General features: G+C 74.7%; 18 protein-coding genes. 12 read left to right on the top strand and 6 right to left on the bottom strand.

The window, feature by feature from the left end; translation table 11 throughout:
• Positions 1–100: 100 nt before the first annotated feature.
• Complete coding sequence (locus BD833_RS13135) at positions 101–1,663, top strand: putative bifunctional diguanylate cyclase/phosphodiesterase (RefSeq protein WP_166533600.1); 1,563 nt, start codon at positions 101–103, stop codon at positions 1,661–1,663.
• A 41-nt stretch (positions 1,664–1,704) separates the two neighbouring features.
• Positions 1,705–2,250 carry a DUF1990 family protein gene (locus BD833_RS13130; RefSeq protein WP_243737642.1) on the top strand — a complete coding sequence of 182 codons (546 nt, stop codon included), beginning with the start codon at positions 1,705–1,707 and terminating at the stop codon, positions 2,248–2,250.
• On the opposite strand, the gene BD833_RS13125 is transcribed toward BD833_RS13130, so the two are convergent.
• The 3 genes from BD833_RS13125 to BD833_RS13115 are packed head-to-tail and all read right to left on the bottom strand — an operon-like array spanning position 2,247 to position 4,767.
• A complete protein-coding gene (locus BD833_RS13125; RefSeq protein ID WP_166533599.1) occupies positions 2,247–2,984 on the bottom strand; it encodes a hypothetical protein in 738 nt (245 codons plus the stop codon). The genes BD833_RS13130 and BD833_RS13125 overlap by 4 nt on opposite strands.
• 8 nt (positions 2,985–2,992) lie before the next feature.
• Entirely contained in the window at positions 2,993–3,895 is a 903-nt protein-coding gene (locus tag BD833_RS13120; RefSeq protein ID WP_166533598.1) for an ABC transporter ATP-binding protein, read from the bottom strand.
• Between the two features lie 47 nt (positions 3,896–3,942).
• Complete coding sequence (locus BD833_RS13115) at positions 3,943–4,767, bottom strand: formate/nitrite transporter family protein (RefSeq protein ID WP_166533597.1); 825 nt, start codon at positions 4,765–4,767, stop codon at positions 3,943–3,945.
• 165 nt (positions 4,768–4,932) lie between these two features.
• Here BD833_RS13115 and BD833_RS13110 point away from each other — a divergent pair, with 165 nt between their 5' ends.
• Positions 4,933–5,463: a DUF6817 domain-containing protein gene (locus BD833_RS13110; protein WP_166533596.1), complete on the top strand. Its 531-nt coding sequence runs from the start codon at positions 4,933–4,935 to the stop codon at positions 5,461–5,463.
• Here BD833_RS13110 and BD833_RS13105 read toward each other — a convergent pair.
• Positions 5,420–5,833 (bottom strand): DoxX family protein, encoded by a 414-nt coding sequence (locus BD833_RS13105; RefSeq protein ID WP_166533595.1) that lies wholly within the window; start codon positions 5,831–5,833, stop codon positions 5,420–5,422. The two genes, BD833_RS13110 and BD833_RS13105, sit on opposite strands and share 44 nt — an antisense overlap.
• Before the next feature lie 233 nt (positions 5,834–6,066).
• On the opposite strand from BD833_RS13105, the gene BD833_RS13100 reads away from it, so the two are divergent.
• The 5 genes from BD833_RS13100 to BD833_RS13080 all read left to right on the top strand — a co-directional run bounded on the left by BD833_RS13100 (position 6,067) and on the right by BD833_RS13080 (position 11,367).
• Positions 6,067–7,044 carry an ABC transporter ATP-binding protein gene (locus tag BD833_RS13100; protein WP_166533594.1) on the top strand — a complete coding sequence of 326 codons (978 nt, stop codon included), beginning with the start codon at positions 6,067–6,069 and terminating at the stop codon, positions 7,042–7,044.
• 23 nt (positions 7,045–7,067) lie between these two features.
• On the top strand, positions 7,068–7,901 hold the full coding sequence (locus BD833_RS13095; protein ID WP_166533593.1) for an ABC transporter permease: 834 nt from the start codon (positions 7,068–7,070) through the stop codon (positions 7,899–7,901).
• A 37-nt stretch (positions 7,902–7,938) separates the two neighbouring features.
• A complete protein-coding gene (locus tag BD833_RS13090) occupies positions 7,939–9,138 on the top strand; it encodes a sensor histidine kinase (RefSeq protein WP_166533592.1) in 1,200 nt (399 codons plus the stop codon).
• Positions 9,135–9,752, top strand: coding sequence for a response regulator transcription factor (locus BD833_RS13085; RefSeq protein WP_166533591.1), 618 nt, complete (start codon positions 9,135–9,137; stop codon positions 9,750–9,752). The genes BD833_RS13090 and BD833_RS13085 overlap by 4 nt, the downstream gene beginning before the upstream one ends.
• A gap of 157 nt (positions 9,753–9,909) precedes the next feature.
• Complete coding sequence (locus BD833_RS13080; protein ID WP_166533590.1) at positions 9,910–11,367, top strand: M1 family metallopeptidase; 1,458 nt, start codon at positions 9,910–9,912, stop codon at positions 11,365–11,367.
• Between the two features lie 43 nt (positions 11,368–11,410).
• On the opposite strand, the gene BD833_RS13075 is transcribed toward BD833_RS13080, so the two are convergent.
• Both BD833_RS13075 and BD833_RS13070 read right to left on the bottom strand, forming a co-directional pair.
• The gene (locus tag BD833_RS13075; protein ID WP_243737641.1) at positions 11,411–12,133 is read right to left on the bottom strand and encodes an FAD-binding oxidoreductase; all 723 of its coding nucleotides are present in this window, start codon (positions 12,131–12,133) and stop codon (positions 11,411–11,413) included.
• Positions 12,126–12,731, bottom strand: coding sequence for a sulfite oxidase-like oxidoreductase (locus tag BD833_RS13070; protein WP_166533589.1), 606 nt, complete (start codon positions 12,729–12,731; stop codon positions 12,126–12,128). Before BD833_RS13070 ends, BD833_RS13075 begins: the two co-directional genes overlap by 8 nt.
• A gap of 178 nt (positions 12,732–12,909) precedes the next feature.
• Between BD833_RS13070 and BD833_RS13065 the strand changes: the two genes are divergently transcribed.
• From BD833_RS13065 to BD833_RS13050, 4 genes are all read left to right on the top strand, one after another.
• Positions 12,910–13,608, top strand: coding sequence for a succinate dehydrogenase cytochrome b subunit (locus BD833_RS13065; RefSeq protein ID WP_243737640.1), 699 nt, complete (start codon positions 12,910–12,912; stop codon positions 13,606–13,608).
• Between the two features lie 12 nt (positions 13,609–13,620).
• Complete coding sequence (locus BD833_RS13060; protein ID WP_166533587.1) at positions 13,621–15,567, top strand: fumarate reductase/succinate dehydrogenase flavoprotein subunit; 1,947 nt, start codon at positions 13,621–13,623, stop codon at positions 15,565–15,567.
• Positions 15,568–15,589: 22 nt separating this feature from the next.
• Positions 15,590–16,399, top strand: coding sequence for a succinate dehydrogenase/fumarate reductase iron-sulfur subunit (locus BD833_RS13055; protein ID WP_243737639.1), 810 nt, complete (start codon positions 15,590–15,592; stop codon positions 16,397–16,399).
• Between the two features lie 108 nt (positions 16,400–16,507).
• Positions 16,508–17,473 carry a hypothetical protein gene (locus tag BD833_RS13050; protein ID WP_166533586.1) on the top strand — a complete coding sequence of 322 codons (966 nt, stop codon included), beginning with the start codon at positions 16,508–16,510 and terminating at the stop codon, positions 17,471–17,473.

Genomic DNA, 17,473 nt, shown 5'->3' with positions numbered 1-17,473 from the left:
GTGCGCGCCACCCGACGGGGGGACGCCCGCGCCCGGGCGCTCAAGGGCTCCCGGCGGGGCGCCGATCTCCCCCGGAACGACGCCACTCGAGGGGGTGCGCATGGAGCGACCCGGCCGGCCCGGCGGGATCGGCGCGCTGCGGGCGCGCGTCCTGCGGGAGGCCCTCGTCGTCGCGGTGCTCACCGCCCTGTCCGCCGTGGCCAGCGTGCGCTGGGACCTGCCCGAGCTGCTCGGCGGGCCCGCGGACGACGTGGTGCTCGTCCTCGCCTTCTCCCACCTGCTGATGATGGTCTTCGGCAAGCGCCGGTCCGACGAGCTCAAGGCGGAGGTGCTGTCCCGTCGCGCCGCCGAGGAGGAGCTCCGGCACCGCGCGCAGCACGACGCCCTGACCGGCCTGCTCAACCGGGCCGCGCTGGTCGAGGAGATCGAGCGGGCGGTGACCGAGGCGCTCGCCGGCGGCCCGGCCGCCGCGGTCGTCCTGATGGACCTCGACCGGTTCAAGGAGGTGAACGACACCCTGGGCCACGACGTGGGCGACATCCTGCTGCGGGCGGTGGCGCTGCGGCTGGCCGACGAGCTGCGCGGGGACACCGTCCTCGCCCGGCTCGGCGGGGACGAGTTCGTCCTGCTGCTGCGCGGCTGCGACGCCGACGAGGCCGCCCAGGTCGCCGAGCGCGCGCTCCGGGCCGTCCGCCGCCCGTTCCCCCTCGCCGGGGTCACCCTCGAGGTCGACGGCAGCTGCGGCGTCGCCGTCGACGGGCCCGGCGCGGCGGATCTGCTCCGCCACGCCGACGTGGCCATGTACGCGGCGAAGGCCGACCACCTCGGGGTCGCCGTCTACCGGACCGCGCTCGACGCCGACGCCCCCGCGCAGCTGAGCCTCTTCGGGGAGCTGCGCCGCGCCATCCGCGAGGGCGAGCTGCTGGTCCACTACCAGCCGCGGGTCGCCGTCGCCGACGGGCGGGTGCTCGGGGTCGAGGCGCTGGTGCGCTGGCGGCACCCGGAGCGCGGGCTGGTGCCGCCGTCGGAGTTCGTCCCGCTGGCCGAGCAGACCGGGCTGATCCACCCCCTGACCGAGGCGGTGCTGGACCAGGCGCTCGCCGCGTGCCGGCGGTGGCGGGACCAGGGGCTGGCGCTGACCGTCGGGGTGAACCTCTCGGCGCGCAGCCTGCTCGACGCGGGCCTGGCCGACCAGGTGGCCGCGCTGCTGGCGCGGCACGGGCTGCCACCGGCCTGCCTGGAGCTGGAGATCACCGAGAGCGCGGCCATGAAGGACCCGGAGCGGGCCCTGGAGGTGCTGCACCGGCTGCGCGACCTGGGCCTGGAGCTGGCCGTGGACGACTACGGCACCGGCCACGCGTCGCTCGCCTATCTGACCCGGCTGCCGGTGAGCACGCTGAAGATCGACCGGTCCTTCGTCCAGACGATGGAGCTCGACACCAGCGACCGGACGATCGTGCGGTCCACCGTCGACCTGGCGCACAGCCTGGGCCTGCGGGTGGTGGCCGAGGGCGTGGAGACCCGCGCCACGTGGGACGAGCTCGGCCGGCTCGGCTGCGACGCCGCCCAGGGCTACTGGCTGGCCCGGCCGCTCCCGGGCGAGGAGCTGCCCGCGTGCGTGGCCGAGCTGGAGGCCCGGCTCACCGCACGGCGGGTGGGCTGACCGCCCCGGCGGGACCGGCGACCGGGCCGCAGACTGCGGACGTGGGCCTCCTGCGCGCGACCGATCCCGCCTCCCTCTCCGCCGTGCCGTTCAGCTATCCGGAGGTGGGCGCGACCGGCGACGCCGTCCTGCCCGCGGGCTACCACGCGGCCGAGCACCGGGCCGTCGTCGGCACCGGCCCAGCGGCGTTCGCGCGCGCCACGGCGGCGGTGTTCGGCTGGCGGGCCCAGCGGGGGGCCGGCCTCCGGGTGCACGCCGACGGCCCGGCGAGCAGCCCGGGCACCGTCGTCGTCCTGACCGCCGGGCTGCCCCGGCTGGGCTACGACCTGCCGTGCCGGGTGGTCTGGGCTCGCACCGAGGGCGCCGAGCGCGGTTTCGCCTACGGCACGCTGGCCGGCCACCCGGAGAGCGGCGAGGAGCGGTTCACCGTCCGGCTGACCGACGACGGCGACGTCGTCTACGGGATCCGGGTGTTCTTCCGGCTGGCCTCCCCGGCGGCGCGGCTCGCCGGTCCGCTGAGCCTGGCGCTGCAGCGGCTGGGCACCGCGCGGTACGTCGCGACGATCCGCCGGGCCGCCCGCAGCTAGACGTCCCGCCGCTCCAGGAGGACGGCGCCGAGCAGCCAGGCCGCACCGGCCCACGCGCCGGCCACCAGCAGCCCGGTCTGCCAGGAGGTGGCCACCGCGAGGAAGGAGTCCTCGCCCACCCGGAACGCCGGCAGCAGCCGCGAGAGCCGGACGGTGAGCTCGGTGCCCGCGATCGCCAGCACCGGCGGGAGCACGAGCACGAGCCCCAGCGCGACGCCGAGCGCGCCGGCCGCCGAGCGCAGCAGCGCCCCGAGCCCGACCGCGAGCACCGCGGTCAGCACCGCGCCGGCGGTCTGCAGACCCAGCTGGCGCAGCACGTCGGGATCGGTGAGCGGGATGCCCCCGGGCACGGCGGTGAGGGTCCGCGCGGCGAGCAGGCACGACGCCGCGAGGAGCGCAGCCAGCAGTCCCGCCCAGGCGACGACGACGACGGTCTTGGCCAGCAGCAGCCGGACCCGCCGCGGCACCGCCGTCAGCGACGCCAGGGCCAGCCCGGTGCCGAACTCGGCGCTCATCGTCAGCACCCCGGCCACGACCAGCGGCACCTGGCCCGCGCCGAACCCGGTGAGCGCGGAGCTCACCGCGACACCGGCGCTGGGCGCGGCCTGCGTGGTCGCCGCCGCGAGCCACCCGGCGCCCCCGACCAGCAGCACGAACAGCGCCGTGCACCACCAGGCGGAGCGCGTCGCCACGAACTTGGTGGCCTCGCTGCGCACGACCGCGGCGAACGGCACGCCCCGGCTCACGACCCGGCCGCCCGGTACTCGACGTCGTCCCCGGTGAGCGCCAGGTAGGCCTCCTCGAGGGACGTGCTGATGCCGGCCAGCTCGTGCACCCGCACCCCCAGCTCGTGCGCCAGGTCGCCCACCCGGGCGGCGGCCAGCCCCTCCACGCGCAGCGCCCCGTCGATCTCCAGCTCGACCCGCCCGCCGGCCCGCCGGATCCCGGCCGCCAGCAGCGGGGCCTCCGGGCTGCGCACCCGCACCGCCGCGTGCGCCCCCAGCAGCTCGTGCACCGGGACGTCGGCGAGCAGCCGGCCGCGCCCGAGCACGACGAGGTGGTCGGCGGTGTCCTGCATCTCGCTCATCAGGTGGCTGGAGACCAGGACCGTGCGCCCCTCGGCGGCCAGGTCGCGCAGCAGCCCGCGGACCCAGCGGATGCCCTCGGGGTCCAGCCCGTTGACCGGCTCGTCCAGCAGCAGCACCTCGGGGTCACCGAGCAGCGCGGCCGCGATGCCCAGCCGCTGGGCCATCCCGAGGGAGAACCCGCGCACCCGCTCGTACGCGACCGGGCCGAGCCCGACCAGCTCGATGACGGCGTCGACCCGGGAGCGGGGCAGGGCGTTGCTCCGGGCCAGCGCCAGCAGATGGGTGTGCGCGGTGCGCCCCGGGTGGCGGGCGCGCGGGTCGACCAGCGCACCGACGTCCCGCATCGGGTGGGCGAGCTCGCGGTAGGGCCGGCCCAGCACCGTCGCCGTCCCGGCGGTGGGCCGGGCCAGGCCGAGCACGCAGCGCATCGTCGTGGTCTTGCCCGAGCCGTTCGGGCCGAGGAAGCCGGTGACCCGGCCGGGCTCGACGGTGACCGTCAGGTCGTCGACGGCGACGCGCGACCGGTACCGCTTGGTCAGCCCGTCGAGCTCGATCACCGGGCCAGGATGGCCAGTGCACCGGTCGGGGCGGTGCAGGCGCGCCCCTAGTTCTCCCGCTGGACGGCCGCGCGCTCCCGCTCGATCAGCTCCTTGCTCCGCACCAGGCGGATCAGCGTGATGACGAAGAGCCCCCCGGCCATGTTGAGCAGGAGCGTGTACCAGAACCACGCCAGCCAGTCGACGTAGCCGAACGGGGCGCCGGCGTGCAGGGCGCCGAAGATGAGCAGCGAGTCGAGGATCGAGTGGAAGAGCATCAGCCCGGCGAGCAGGAATCCCCCGATGACCGAGGCGACGATCTTGCCGCCCTCCGAGTGCGCGCCGTGCTGCATGCGGGTCATCAGCGTGATCACGCTGCCGCCCAGGAAGGCCAGGCAGGCCGACTGCAGGTTCAGCGGCGCCTCGACGAAGTGGGTCGCCGACTCGATGGCGTAGCCGGTCAGCTCGGGGAACCCGTGCACGACCACCCACATGACCAGCCAGCCACCGAGGAGGTTGGCGACCAGGGTCCCCGCCCAGAGCTTGCCCAGCTGAGCCGCGCTGGCACGGCCGGCGAACACCGCCGTCACCGGTACGAGGAAGCCCTCCGTGAACAGCTCGCTGCGGCCCAGCATCAGCGCGATGAAACCGATGCTGAACGCCAGCCCGGCGAGCAGCTCGCTGCCGGTCGCGGCGAGGACCGCCAGCAGGGCCAGCACCCCGACGGCCACCTCGAGCCCACCGGCCAGGCCGGTCGCCAGCACCTCCCGCCACCGGCGGTGCAGGCGCTGCGCGCCCTCGCTGACGATCTTCTCGAACGCCTCGGCGACCTCGTCCTCGGCGGGGGCGTCGGTCTCCCCCAGCTCCGCACGCTTCTGGTCCTGGTCCTCCACGCTTCCTCCTCGCGCGGCACCGGGACCACGGCGTGGCTCCGGTGCATCCGCCCGGCCCTACCCGCCCGCCGGTCGCGCACACCGGCCCGGCGGCGGTGGCCTCCGCCGGCGGCTGCCCCGTCCCACCGGCGGCTGCCCCGTCCCACCGGCGGCTACGGTCCGGCCGTGGACACCTCCGACCGGCTCGCCGCCCTGCTGCGGGACCGCGGCGCCGAGCGCATCGAGCACCCCGGCGGCACGCTGGCCGCGCACCTGGAGCGGGTGCAGCTCCTGCTGGCCCGGCTGGGGGCCGGCCCCGACCTGCAGCTCGCCGGCCGGGCGCACGCGGTCTACGGCACCGACGGCTTCGACGTCCGGCTGCTGGCCGACGACGAGCGCCCGCTCCTGGTGGAGATCATCGGTCCGGCCGCCGAGGAGCTGGTGCACCGCTACGGCGGCTGCGACCGCGACCGCACCTGGCCCGACCTCGCGGCCACCGGGCTCGTGCACGACCGGCGCAACGGGCAGGCCGAGCGGCTCGAGGGGCCGCAGCTGCGCGACTTCGCCGATCTCAGCCTGGGAAACGAGCTGGACGTCGCCGGGCACGCCCCGGGCTTCGTCGAGCAGCACGGCGGCTACTTCCGCCGGCTCACCGAGGCGTGGGCGCCGGTGCTCAGCCCCGCCGTGCTCGCCGAGGCGCGCCGCGTCCTCGGCTGAGGTCCTCCGCGCCACGGGCGACGGCCACCGCCCAGCCGATGTAGCCCACGTTCACGACCAGCCGCGCGGCGATCCCCGGCCGGCGGTCGAACAGCGAGGTGGCCGTCGACGCGTGGCGCAGTGGGTCCAGGTGGGCGGGCAGGTACGCCGTGACGAGTCCTGCGGCCAGCCACGCGCCCTCCCGGCGGGTGGCCGGGCGGAGGAGCAGCACCCCGGCGAGCACGTCGGCGGCACCGCTGAGCGCGACCGCCACCCCGGGCGCCGGCACCCACGGCGGGACGAGACCCCGGAAGTAGCCGGGGACGACGGTCCGGGCGGCGCCCGACCCGATCATCAGCCCGGCCAGCGCCGTCGCGGCCGCACCCGTCACGTCGCCCCCTCTCCACGGCGCCGGCACGCTGCGTCCGTCGCTCGGGCGTCACCGTGGCACGACGGTCCGGTGGCGGACCAGACCATGACGCGCGTCATGGGTCCGCCGTGCGGACGGCGCCGCAGGGCGTGAACGACGGCACCTGTGCCGCGGCCCCGCGGGCGGCAGCGTCAGGGGTGCGTTCCGCAGCACCGGCCCGAAGGCGGCCGGCGGAGCGCCCGAGGAGGCCGCTCATGACCACCGTCCAGGACTCCCCGCGCCGCCGGAGCGGTCCTCGCGCCGGCGACGGGCCCGCCGTCGAGGTCGTCGACCTGCGCCGGCGCTACGGCGACTTCGAGGCCGTGCGCGGCATCTCCTTCGAGGTGCACCCCGGCGAGGTGTTCGCGCTGCTCGGCGTCAACGGCGCCGGCAAGACCTCGGCGCTGGAGGTGCTGGAAGGGCTGGCCCGCCCGGACGGCGGCACGGTGCGGATCCTCGGTGCCGACCCGGGCCGCGACCGCGCCGCCGTCCGCCCGTACCTGGGCGTGCTGCTGCAGAGCAGCGGCCTGCCCGGCGACCTCACCGTCGGCGAGACGGTGCGCACCTGGGCCCGCACGCTCACCGACCCCCGGCCGGTCGACGAGGCGCTCGCGCAGGTCGGCATGACCGGGCGCACCGACGTCCGGGTGCGCAGCCTCTCCGGCGGCGAGCGCCGCCGGCTGGACCTCGCCCTCGCCCTCCTCGGCCGCCCGCGGGTGCTCGTGCTGGACGAGCCGACCACCGGGCTGGACCCGGAGAGCCGGCGGACGGTGTGGTCGCTGGTGCGCGAGATGGTGCGCGGCGGCACCGCCGTCGTCCTCACCACCCACCACCTCGAGGAGGCCGAGGAGCTCGCCGACCGGATCGCCATCCTCCGCGCGGGGTGCATCGGCCTGGAGGGCAGGCCGGCCGAGATCGCCGCCACCCAGCCGGCCACCGTGCGGTTCGTCCTCCCCGACGGTGCCCCGCCGCTCCCCCCGGTGCCCGGCGTCGAGGTGGTCGGTGCCGCGCCCCGCGTCGAGCTGCACACCCGCGACCTGCAGGCGGCGCTGACCGCGCTGCTGCCCTGGGCCGCCGAGAACGGCGTCGCGCTCGGCGGCCTGCAGGCGCGGTCGGCCTCCCTGGAGCAGGCGTTCCTCGCCGTCGCCGACGGCGCCAGCCCCACCGCACCGTCCCCGTCGCCGTCCCGATGACCTCCCGAGCACAGGAGCACCCGATGCCCACGTCCGCCCCCTCCCCGACCAGCCCGCCGGTCGCCGCCCCGAGGGGCCCCGGCCGCCTCCGCCGGACGATGGCGCTCGCCGGCGCGGAGACCCGGCTGTTCCTCCGCAACCGCACGGCGGTCGTGAACTCCGGCGTGCTCCCGCTGCTGCTGGTGGCCACGGTCCCGGCCCTCGGCCTGGGCGACGGCGCCGTCGCCGTGGGGCCCCAGCTCGTGGTCACCAGCATCGCCGTGATGCTCACGTTCCTGACCTACTACAACCTGCTCACCACCTTCGTCGCCCGCCGCGAGGAGCTGGTCCTCCAGCGGATGCGCACCGGCGAGCTCACCGGCACCGAGGTCGTCCTGGGAACCGCGGCGCCCACGCTGCTGGTGACCGCCGCCCAGATCGCCCTGGTCACGGCGGGCATCGCCGTGCTCGGCGAGTGGTCGGCCCCGGTCGACGTCGTGCTGCCGCTCGTCGCCGTGGTCTTCGGAGCGGCGCTCATGGTGCTGCTCGCCGCGGCGAGTACCGCGTTCACCCGCAGCGCCGAGAGCGCGCAGATCACCGCGCTGCCCCTGCTCGTGGTCTCCTCCGGGCTGTGCGGCATGTTCTTCCCGCTGACGGCCATGCCCGACGCGGTAGCCGCCGTCGCACGGTTCCTGCCGCTCACCCCGGTGGTGGAGCTCAGCCAGCTCGGCCTGGCCGGCCGGACGTGGGACGGCGAGCTGGTCGACCTCGCCGGCGCGTGGAGCTCCGCCCTGCAGCCGCTGGCCGTCCTGGCCGGCTGGCTGGTCGTGGCCGCGCTGCTGGCCCGGCGCGGGTTCCGCTGGGCGCCGCGCCGGTGAGCGCGGCCCCGCTCCCGGGTCGGGCAGCATGGGCACCGTGCCGACCGTGACCGGCTGGTGGGGCAGCCGAACCGACCCCGAGCGCATCGAGCTCTACACGCGCTGGTCGTTCTACTCGTTCCTCGGCGCCATCCCGCTGTTCGCCGTCGCGGTGCTCGGCGCCGCCGCCCAGCAGGTCTCCGACCTGGCCGTCGGGGTCTTCTTCGCCGGCGCCGTCGGCACCACCGTCGGCGGGGTGGTGGTGACCCGCCGCGGGCTGGCTGCGCACCGGCGGGGCGAGCCGCTGCCGACCACGACGGTGATCGCCGCGTTCGCCGCCGCCGGGGTGATGGCCGCGGGAGGTGTCTGGGCCTTCGGATCCGGAGAACCGTCGCCCGCCGTCCCCTGGTCGGTAGCGCTGCCGCTCGGCATGGTGCTGACCGCCTGCTCGACGGTCTGGACGACCCGGCAGCTCGTCCCGCACACGCTCACCATCGGGGTGCTGAGCGGCTTCGCGTCCTACCTGGCCGGGACGGCGGCCCCGGCGGCGGTGGCGCAGGGCGTCGCGCTCACCGCCGCGGTGATCGGGGTCGTGCTCGCCTTCCGGTTCTCGGTGTGGGTGCTGGACGTGGTGCAGGAGACCGCGCGCAGCCGGGGGGTGCAGCTGCAGCTGGCGCTCGCGGAGGAACGGCTGCGCTTCGCCCGCGACCTGCACGACGTGATGGGCCGTGACCTGTCGACCATCGCCGTGAAGAGCCAGCTGGCCGGTGAGCTGGTGCGCCGCGGCCAACCCGGTGCCGGGGACGAGCTCGCCGACATCGCCCGCATCGCGGAGGGCTCGCTGCGGGAGGTGCGGGAGGTGGTGCGCGGCTACCGCACGGCGGACCTGGCCGCGGAACTCACCGGCGCGCGGTCGGTGCTGCGCGCGGCGGGCGTGGCGTGCACGGTGACCGGCGAGGACGCCGGTGCGGCGCTGCCGGCCCAGGTGCACACGGCGCTGGGCTGGGTGGTGCGGGAGGCGGTGACCAACGTCCTGCGGCACAGCCGCGCCGCGGAGTGCACGATCACCCTGTCCGTGACGCCCGAGGAGGTGCGGTTGTCCGTGGTCAACGACGACGCCGGCGAGGCCGCCCCCGGCCGGGGCAACGGCCTCACCGGGCTGGCCGAGCGGCTGGCCGGCCTCGACGGGCGGTTGCGCACCCGGTCCGAGGACGGCCGCTTCCTGCTCGACGCGACCCTGCCGCGGGCCGCGACGTGACCGGCCCGGCGATCCGCGTCCTGCTCGCCGACGACGAGAACCTCATCCGCTCGGCGCTGGCGGCGCTGCTCTCGCTGGAGGAGGACCTGACCGTCGTCGCCGAGGCCGCCTCGGCCGGCGAGGCGCTGGCCATGGCGCGGGCGCACGCCCCCGACGTGGCGGTGCTGGACCTCCAGCTGCCCGACCGCGACGGCATCTCGCTGGCCGCCGAGCTGGCCTCCGTCGTCCCCGGGTGCGGGCTGGTCATCGTCACCGGGCACGGCCGCCCCGGCCACCTCAAGCGGGCCCTGGAGGCCGGCGTCCGCGGTTTCCTGCCGAAGACGGTGAGCTCCGCCGTGCTGACCACCGTCGTCCGGACCGTGCACCGGGGTGGCCGCTACGTCGACCCCGAGCTCGCCGCGGAGGCGATCAGCGCCGGCGACAGCCCGCTGACCCCGCGCGAGGCCGACATCCTCGAGCTGGCCGCCGGCGGGGCTCCGGTGGAGGAGATCGCCGCGCGGGCGCACCTCTGCCCCGGCACCGTCCGCAACCACCTCTCCGCCGCGGCGGTGAAGCTCGGTGCGCCCAACCGGCACGCCGCCGTCGCCGAGGCCCGGCGGCACGGCTGGATCTGACGTCCCGCCGTCGCACCGAGCGACCGGGCGTCTCCGCCACGTGGTCCCACGCGGCCGGGGGAGGTTCACCGGTCCGCGCGGCGGCCGGTTCCGGCACCGGCCGGTTACCGTCGCCGTCTCCGCAACCGGAGGCCCGCGACGGCTCAGGGGAGCAGCCATGTCCCGGAAGATCTCGTTTCTGACCATGTCGACGGTGCTGGTGCTGGGGCTCGGCCCGGGCGCCGCCGCAGCCGGCGACGACCGGCCCGACCACGGCACACCCGGGGCCCCGGGCATCGGTGACCCCTACTTCCCCCTCGACGGGAACGGCGGGTACGACGTCCTCCACTACGACCTGGACGTCCGCTACGACCCCGCGACCGACGTCCTCAGCGGCGTCGCGACGATCCGGGCGCGGGCCCTGCAGGACCTGTCGGCCTTCAACCTCGACCTGGAGGGCATGGAGGTGCGGTCGGTGCGGGTCGGCTCCGCGGCGGCCACCTGGACCCGCGAGGGCGGCGAGCTGACGATCACCCCGCGCAAGGCCGTGCACGCCGGGCAGATCTTCGGCACCACCGTCACCTACGACGGGGTTCCGCAGACCATCACCGACGCCCTGGGCACCTCCGGGTTCATGCACACCGACGACGGCGCGATCGTCGCCGGCCAGCCCGACGTGGCGGCCACCTGGTTCCCGGCCAACGACCACCCCCGGGACGCCGCCTCGGTCAGGGTGCGGGCCACCGTCCCGGAAGGCCTGGAGGCCGTCTCCAACGGCGTCCTCCGGGACAGCCGCACTGCGCGCGGGTGGACGACGTGGGCGTGGGACGCCCGGGAGCCGATGGCCACGTACCTGGTCACGCTGGCGATCGGCGAGTTCGACCTCCGCGAGTACGTCGCCGACGGCATCCGGTACTGGGACGCGCTGGACCCCGACCTGTTCGCCATGGATCCCGACCCGGAGACCGAGGGACCCAGCGTCGGCGAGCTGGCCGAGGGGTCGCTGGCCCGGCAGCCGGAGATCACCGAGTTCCTGTCGGGCATCTTCGGCCCGTACCCGTTCCGCGCCTCCGGCGGCATCGTCGACGACCACCCGGAGTTCCAGTTCGCGCTGGAGACGCAGACCCGGCCGATCTACGCCTCGGCGTTCTTCAGCGACCCGGTGAGCGGCGACCTCGTGGTGGTGCACGAGCTGGCCCACCAGTGGACCGGCGACCTGCTCCGGATCGACGAGTGGCGGCACATCTGGCTCAACGAGGGGTTCGCCACCTACGCCGAGTGGCTGTGGCTGGAGCAGGAGGGGCTGTCCACCCCGCAGCAGGAGTTCGACGCGATCGCCGCGGGCGCGCCGCCGCAGTTCTGGGAGCTGACCATCGGCGACCCGGGGGCGGCGACGGAGAACCTCTTCGACATCGCGGTCTACTACCGCGGCGCGATGACCCTCCAGGCGCTGCGGAACGAGGTGGGCGACGAGGCCTTCTTCGCGATCATCCGGGAGTGGGTGGCGTCGCAGGCCGGCGGCACGGTGACCACCGACGAGTTCGTCGCGCTCGCCGAGAAGATCTCCGGGCAGCAGCTGGACGAGCTGTTCCAGCGCTGGCTGTTCACCCCGGGGAACCCGACCGCGGGCGGCTGAGCCCGGCCGCCTCCGGAGCGGCTGAGGGGCCCGTCCGGGCCCCTCAGCCAGTCGGGCCGAACTGCTCCACCCGGATGTCCGCCGCCGGGACGCCCAGGGACTCCAGCAGCCGGGTGGTCGCGCCGGCGAAGGCGGCGGAGCCGCAGACGAAGGCGGTCTGGCCCGGCTCCCACAGCGGCACGAGGTCGGCCGCGGTCAGCCGGCCGGCGGGGCGGATGCCGCGCGGCTCCCGGGTGGTGGCGACCAGCGCCCCCGCCGCCAGCAGCTCGTCGGCGTAGGGCAGCTGCTCCAGCGTGCGCACCGAGACGGCGATCCGCAGCTGGTCGGTGCGGCCCAGCGCCCGCGCGGTCCGCAGCATGGAGACGAACGGCACGACGCCGCTGCCGCCGGCCAGCAGCAGCGCCGGGCGCTCGCCGTCCCAGACGAACCAGCCGCCGATCGGCCCGCGGATCTCCAGGACGTCCCCGGGCTCGACGACGTCGGCCAGGTGCGTGGACACCTCGCCGTCGTCCAGCCGTTCCACGAACAGCTCCAGCAGCGGGTCGTCCGGCGCCGACGCGATGGAGTAGGAGCGCTGCGCGGTGTACCCGTCCGGAGCGGTCAGCCGCACGACGTAGTGCTGCCCGGGCAGGTGGTCCACCCGGTGCTCGACATCGAGCCGGAGCTGCACCGAGCGCGGCACCGGTCGGCGCACGCCCGCGACGGTCGCCGTCCGCCAGCCACCGGTGGGCGCGCCGACGACCCCCGGGCCCAGCGGGTCAGTCACCCTGGTAGCGCTGCTGGCGCCAGGGGTCGCCGCGGTCGTGGTAGCCGTTCTGCTCCCAGAAGCCCGGCTGGTCGCGGGTCAGCAGCGTGAGCTTGCTGATCCACTTCGCGCTCTTCCAGAAGTACAGGTGCGGCACCAGGAGCCGGACGGGGCCACCGTGCTCCGGGGTCAGCGGCCGGCCGTCGAAGTCCCAGACCAGCCACGCCTTCCCCCCGGTGACGTCGGCCAGCGGCAGGTTGGTCGTGTAGCCGGTCTTCGACGTCGCCATGACGAAGTGCGCCTCGGCGGTCGGCCGGGCGGCCTCCAGCAGGGTGTCCACGCTGATCCCGGAGAACCGGGTGTCGAACTTCGACCAGGTGGTGACGCAGTGGATGTCGCCGCGGTACTCCGCGGGCGGCAGCCGGTGCGCCTCCTCCCAGGACCAGGTGGTCGGGGACTCCACCTTCCCGTCGACGGTGATGCTCCAGGTCTCCGGCGAGATGCGCGGCGTCGGCTCGGCGGTGAGCACCGGCCAGTCACCGCCGACGTCGTACTGGCCGGGCGGGAGCCGCGGATCGCGCTGCCGGCGGCCGAGGAAGCCTCGTGTGGGGGTGGGCACGGGTGAATCGTGCCGCACTTCCCGCCGACGGCACCACCGCCGGGGCGCCGGAGGCCCTCACCTGCACGGATGCGCCCGGCGGCCCGCTGACCTGCGGTGAGGCGACCCTTACATGAGCCGTGTCACCCCGTGTTGGCTTGGTGGCAACGCCGGAGTAGTCCTACCGTGGCGAATTGTGGTGACGGTGACGCACGCGCAGCGCAGGACCCCGAAGGTCGCGAAGACCAACTCGGTCTTCAAGAAGGCCGTGATGGCCGTCAGCGGCATCATCCTGGTGCTGTACCTGATCGCGCACATGATCGGGAACCTGAAGGCCTTCTCGGGCGCCGAGTCGTTCAACTCGTACTCGGGCTGGATCCGGACGGTGGGCAACCCGGCCCTGCCGGGCGCCACGGCGCTGTGGATCATCCGCATCGTCCTGCTGGTCGCCGTGGTCGCCCACATCTGGGCCGCCGTCTCGCTGTGGCGGCAGGCCAAGCGGGCCCGGCCGCAGGGCTACGTCACCAAGAAGGCCGTGGCCCAGAGCTACGCCTCGCGCACCATGCGCTGGGGTGGCGTGATCATCCTGGCCTTCATCGTCTTCCACATCCTCGACCTCACCCTGGGCACGGTGAACGCGGAAGGCTTCGACAGCGAGCCGTTCGACCGCATGCTCGCCAGCTTCCAGAACCCGGTCGTCACGATCTTCTACGCCATCGCGGTGATCCTGCTCGGCATGCACCTGCGGCACGGCATCTGGAGCGCCACCCAGACGCTCGGCCAGAGCAACCGCCGGCGCGAGAAGACCGTCAGCGCCTTCGCCGTCGTGCTCGCCACGGTCCTCACCATCGGCTTCCTGCTCACGCCGTTCGCCATCCTCTTCGGGCTCATCGACTAAGGAGCTCCCCCGATGCCTCTCGAGCTGTTCAACGTCGGCGAGCCGATCGCCGACACCAAGGCCCCCATGGACGTGCCGATCGGCGAGCGGTGGAGCGAGCGCCGCTTCCGCGGCCGCCTGGTCAACCCGGCCAACCGGCGCAAGCTGACGGTCATCGTCGTCGGCACCGGCCTGGCCGGCGGCTCCGCCGCCGCCACGCTCGGCGAGGCCGGGTACAAGGTCAAGTCGTTCTGGTACCAGGACAGCCCGCGCCGGGCGCACAGCGTCGCGGCGCAGGGTGGCATCAACGCCGCCAAGAACTACCGCAACGACGGCGACAGCGTGCACCGGCTGTTCTACGACACGGTCAAGGGCGGTGACTTCCGCTCGCGCGAGAACAACGTGCACCGCCTCGCCGAGGTCAGCGTCAACATCATCGACCAGGCCGTGGCGCAGGGCGTGCCGTTCGCCCGCGAGTACGGCGGGCTGCTGGACAACCGCTCCTTCGGTGGCGCGCAGGTGTCGCGCACCTTCTACGCGCGCGGCCAGACCGGCCAGCAGCTGCTCTACGGCGCCTACCAGGCCCTGGAGCGGCAGATCGCCGCCGGCAACGTCGAGGAGAACTCGCGCACCGAGATGCTCGACCTGATCGTGGTCGACGGCCGCGCCCGCGGCATCGTCGCCCGCGACCTCGTCACCGGTGAGATCAGCACCCACTACGCCGACGCCGTCGTCGTCGCCAGCGGCGGCTACGGCAACGTCTTCTACCTGTCCACCAACGCCAAGGGCTCCAACACCACGGCGATCTGGCGGGCGCACAAGCGGGGCGCGTACTTCGCCAACCCCTGCTACACCCAGATCCACCCCACCTGCATCCCGGTCAAGGGCGACTACCAGTCGAAGCTGACCCTGATGTCGGAGTCGCTGCGCAACGACGGCCGCGTGTGGGTGCCCAAGGAGCGCGGCGACGACCGCGACCCGCGGCAGATCCCCGAGGACGAGCGCGACTACTACCTCGAGCGCATCTACCCGGCGTTCGGCAACCTGGTGCCCCGCGACATCGCCTCGCGCCAGGCCAAGAACGTCTGCGACGAGGGCCGCGGCGTCGGCCCCGGCGGGCTCGGCGTCTACCTGGACTTCAGCGACGCCATGGAGCGGCTGGGCCGCCCGGCGATCGAGGCCAAGTACGGCAACCTCTTCGACATGTACGCCCAGATCACCGGCGAGGACCCGTACGAGACGCCGATGCGGATCTACCCGGCCGTGCACTACACGATGGGCGGGCTGTGGGTCGACTACGACCTCCAGTCGACGATCCCGGGCATGTTCGTGATCGGCGAGGCCAACTTCTCCGACCACGGCGCGAACCGGCTCGGCGCCAGCGCCCTCATGCAGGGTCTGGCCGACGGCTACTTCGTCCTGCCGGCCACGATCAGCGAGTACCTGGCCGACGGCCCGTTCGACAAGGTGGACGACAGCCATCCGGCCGCCCGCGAGGCGCTGGAGGGCGTGCAGCAGCAGACCCAGCGGCTGCTCAGCATCAACGGCAACCGCACCCCGGCGTCGTTCCACCGGGAGCTCGGCCAGCTGATGTGGGACCTCTGCGGCATGGAGCGCACGGACGAGGGGCTGCGCAAGGCCATCGACCGCATCCGGGAGATCCGGCAGGAGTTCTGGACCGACCTGAAGGTCGGCGGGGACTGGCACTCGTTCAACCAGACGCTGGAGCACGCCGGCCGGGTGGCCGACTTCATCGAGCTCGGCGAGCTGATGTGCATCGACGCCCTGCACCGCCGCGAGAGCTGCGGTGGGCACTTCCGCGCGGAGAGCCAGACCCCCGAGGGCGAGGCGCTGCGCGACGACGAGAACTTCGCCTACGTCGCCGCCTGGGAGTGGACGCCGGAGGGCCAGCCCCCGGTGCTGCACCGCGAGAACCTCGAGTACGAGTACGTCCACCTGGCTCAGCGGAGCTACAAGTGATCACGATCCAGCGGAGCTACAAGTGACAGCCAGCATGCAGTCCAGCGTCGGCAACCCCGGCGCCGAGAAGCGCGGGATGAACCTGACCCTGCGCATCTGGCGTCAGCAGGGGCCGACGGCCAAGGGCAAGATGGTGACCTACAAGATCACCGACATCTCCCCCGACATGTCGTTCCTGGAGATGCTCGACGTCCTCAACGAGCAGCTGATCCTGCAGGGCGACGACCCGGTCGCCTTCGACCACGACTGCCGCGAGGGCATCTGCGGCATGTGCGGCGTCATGATCAACGGGCAGGCGCACGGGCCGCAGCAGACCACCACCTGCCAGCTGCACATGCGGTCGTTCGCCGACGGCGACACGATCGACGTCGAGCCGTGGCGGGCCACGGCCTTCCCGGTGATCAAGGACCTCGCCGTCGACCGGCGCGCGTTCGACCGGATCATCCAGGCCGGCGGCTACATCAGCGTCCCGACCGGGACGGCGCCGGACGCCCACGCCACCCCGGTGCCCAAGGCCGACTCCGACGCCGCCTTCGACGCCGCCACCTGCATCGGCTGCGGCGCCTGCGTGGCGGCGTGCCCGAACGCCTCCTCGATGCTGTTCACCGCGGCGAAGGTGACCCACCTCGGCCTGTTCCCCCAGGGCCAGCCCGAGCGCAACGACCGCGTGGTCAACATGGTCGCCCAGCAGGACCGCGAGGGCTTCGGCGGCTGCACCAACATCGGCGAGTGTTCGGCCGCCTGCCCGAAGGGCATCTCGATGGAGACCATCTCCCGGCTCAACCACGACCTGCTCGGCGCGCTCCGGGCCGGGGCGCGGCCGAAGAGCTGACCCATCCCGGCGTCCCCGGGACGCCGTTGTGCACGAAAGCCCCTCTCCGCGCGGCGGTGAGGGGCTTTCGTGCACAACCGACCCCCCGCGGGCTGCCACACTGCGCCCGTGCTCCCCACGTCCCCGGCCGGCGTCCCCGCACGTCCGTCACCCACGGCGGGCCCGGCCCGGGCCCTGCTGCACGTGCTGCTCGCCGGGCTGCTGGGCATCCTGTCCGCGCTCGTCGGCGCCCCCGTCGTCATCGCCTCGACGTTCGGCGGCTGGACCGCCGTCCTCGTGGCGCTCGCGGTCGTCACCGCGGTCGCGTGCGCGCTCGCCGTCGCCCTGGACCGCACCGCCGGCCCGGGCGGCTGCGGCCGCCCGGGATCCCTGTCGCGCGGCATCGCGCTCGGGCTGGTGTCGTCCGGGGCCGTCGCGGTGCTCGGCTACGTCGCGCTGCAGGAGGACATCGGCGACGGGCTCCCCGTCATGCTGCGTTACGCGGCCGCCGGACTGCCGTTCGCCGCGGTCGCCGGCCTGCAGTGGCCCGGCGTGGTCCGGATCGTCACCGCGGTCGTCCTCGTCGGAGCGACCGCCGCGGTCGCGATCCCGCACAGTCAGCACGAGGCGCGGGAGGTCCACGCCGAGCGGGTCGTGACCGAGGTGGGGACGACCGAGCCGCCCTGGGTCACCGAGGCAGACGGGTACCGCCTCTCGGCGTCGCAGGTCACCGGCACCCCATTGATCTGGACCCGCCTGGAGCGCGCTGACCTCCGGCCGGACGCCGTGCTGTGGCTCTTCCGGGACGACCCGGTCAACACCGCTGCGGCGGACCCGTGCGCCGCCACCTCGCTCTGGACGCCCGACGGCGACCAGCCGATGACCTCGTGCGGCATCGTCCGGGACGGCGTCTGGCTGCGCGCCTCCGCCGGCTGGCAGGAGCTCGCCCGCTACGAGGCGGACGTGCGGGTGGGGGTGACCGCCGCGCCGGAGGTCCCCGTCCCGGTGCTCGAGCAGGCCCTGGCCGCCGCCCGGCCCATGACCGACGACGCCTACGCGGTCTGGCTGGACGAGGGGCTCACCCCTGGTCGGTAG

Origin of the sequence: Blastococcus xanthinilyticus (assembly GCF_008124835.1) — a bacterium.
GTDB lineage: Bacteria > Actinomycetota > Actinomycetes > Mycobacteriales > Geodermatophilaceae > Blastococcus > Blastococcus xanthinilyticus.
This window is presented reverse-complemented; position numbering and strand designations above follow the sequence as displayed.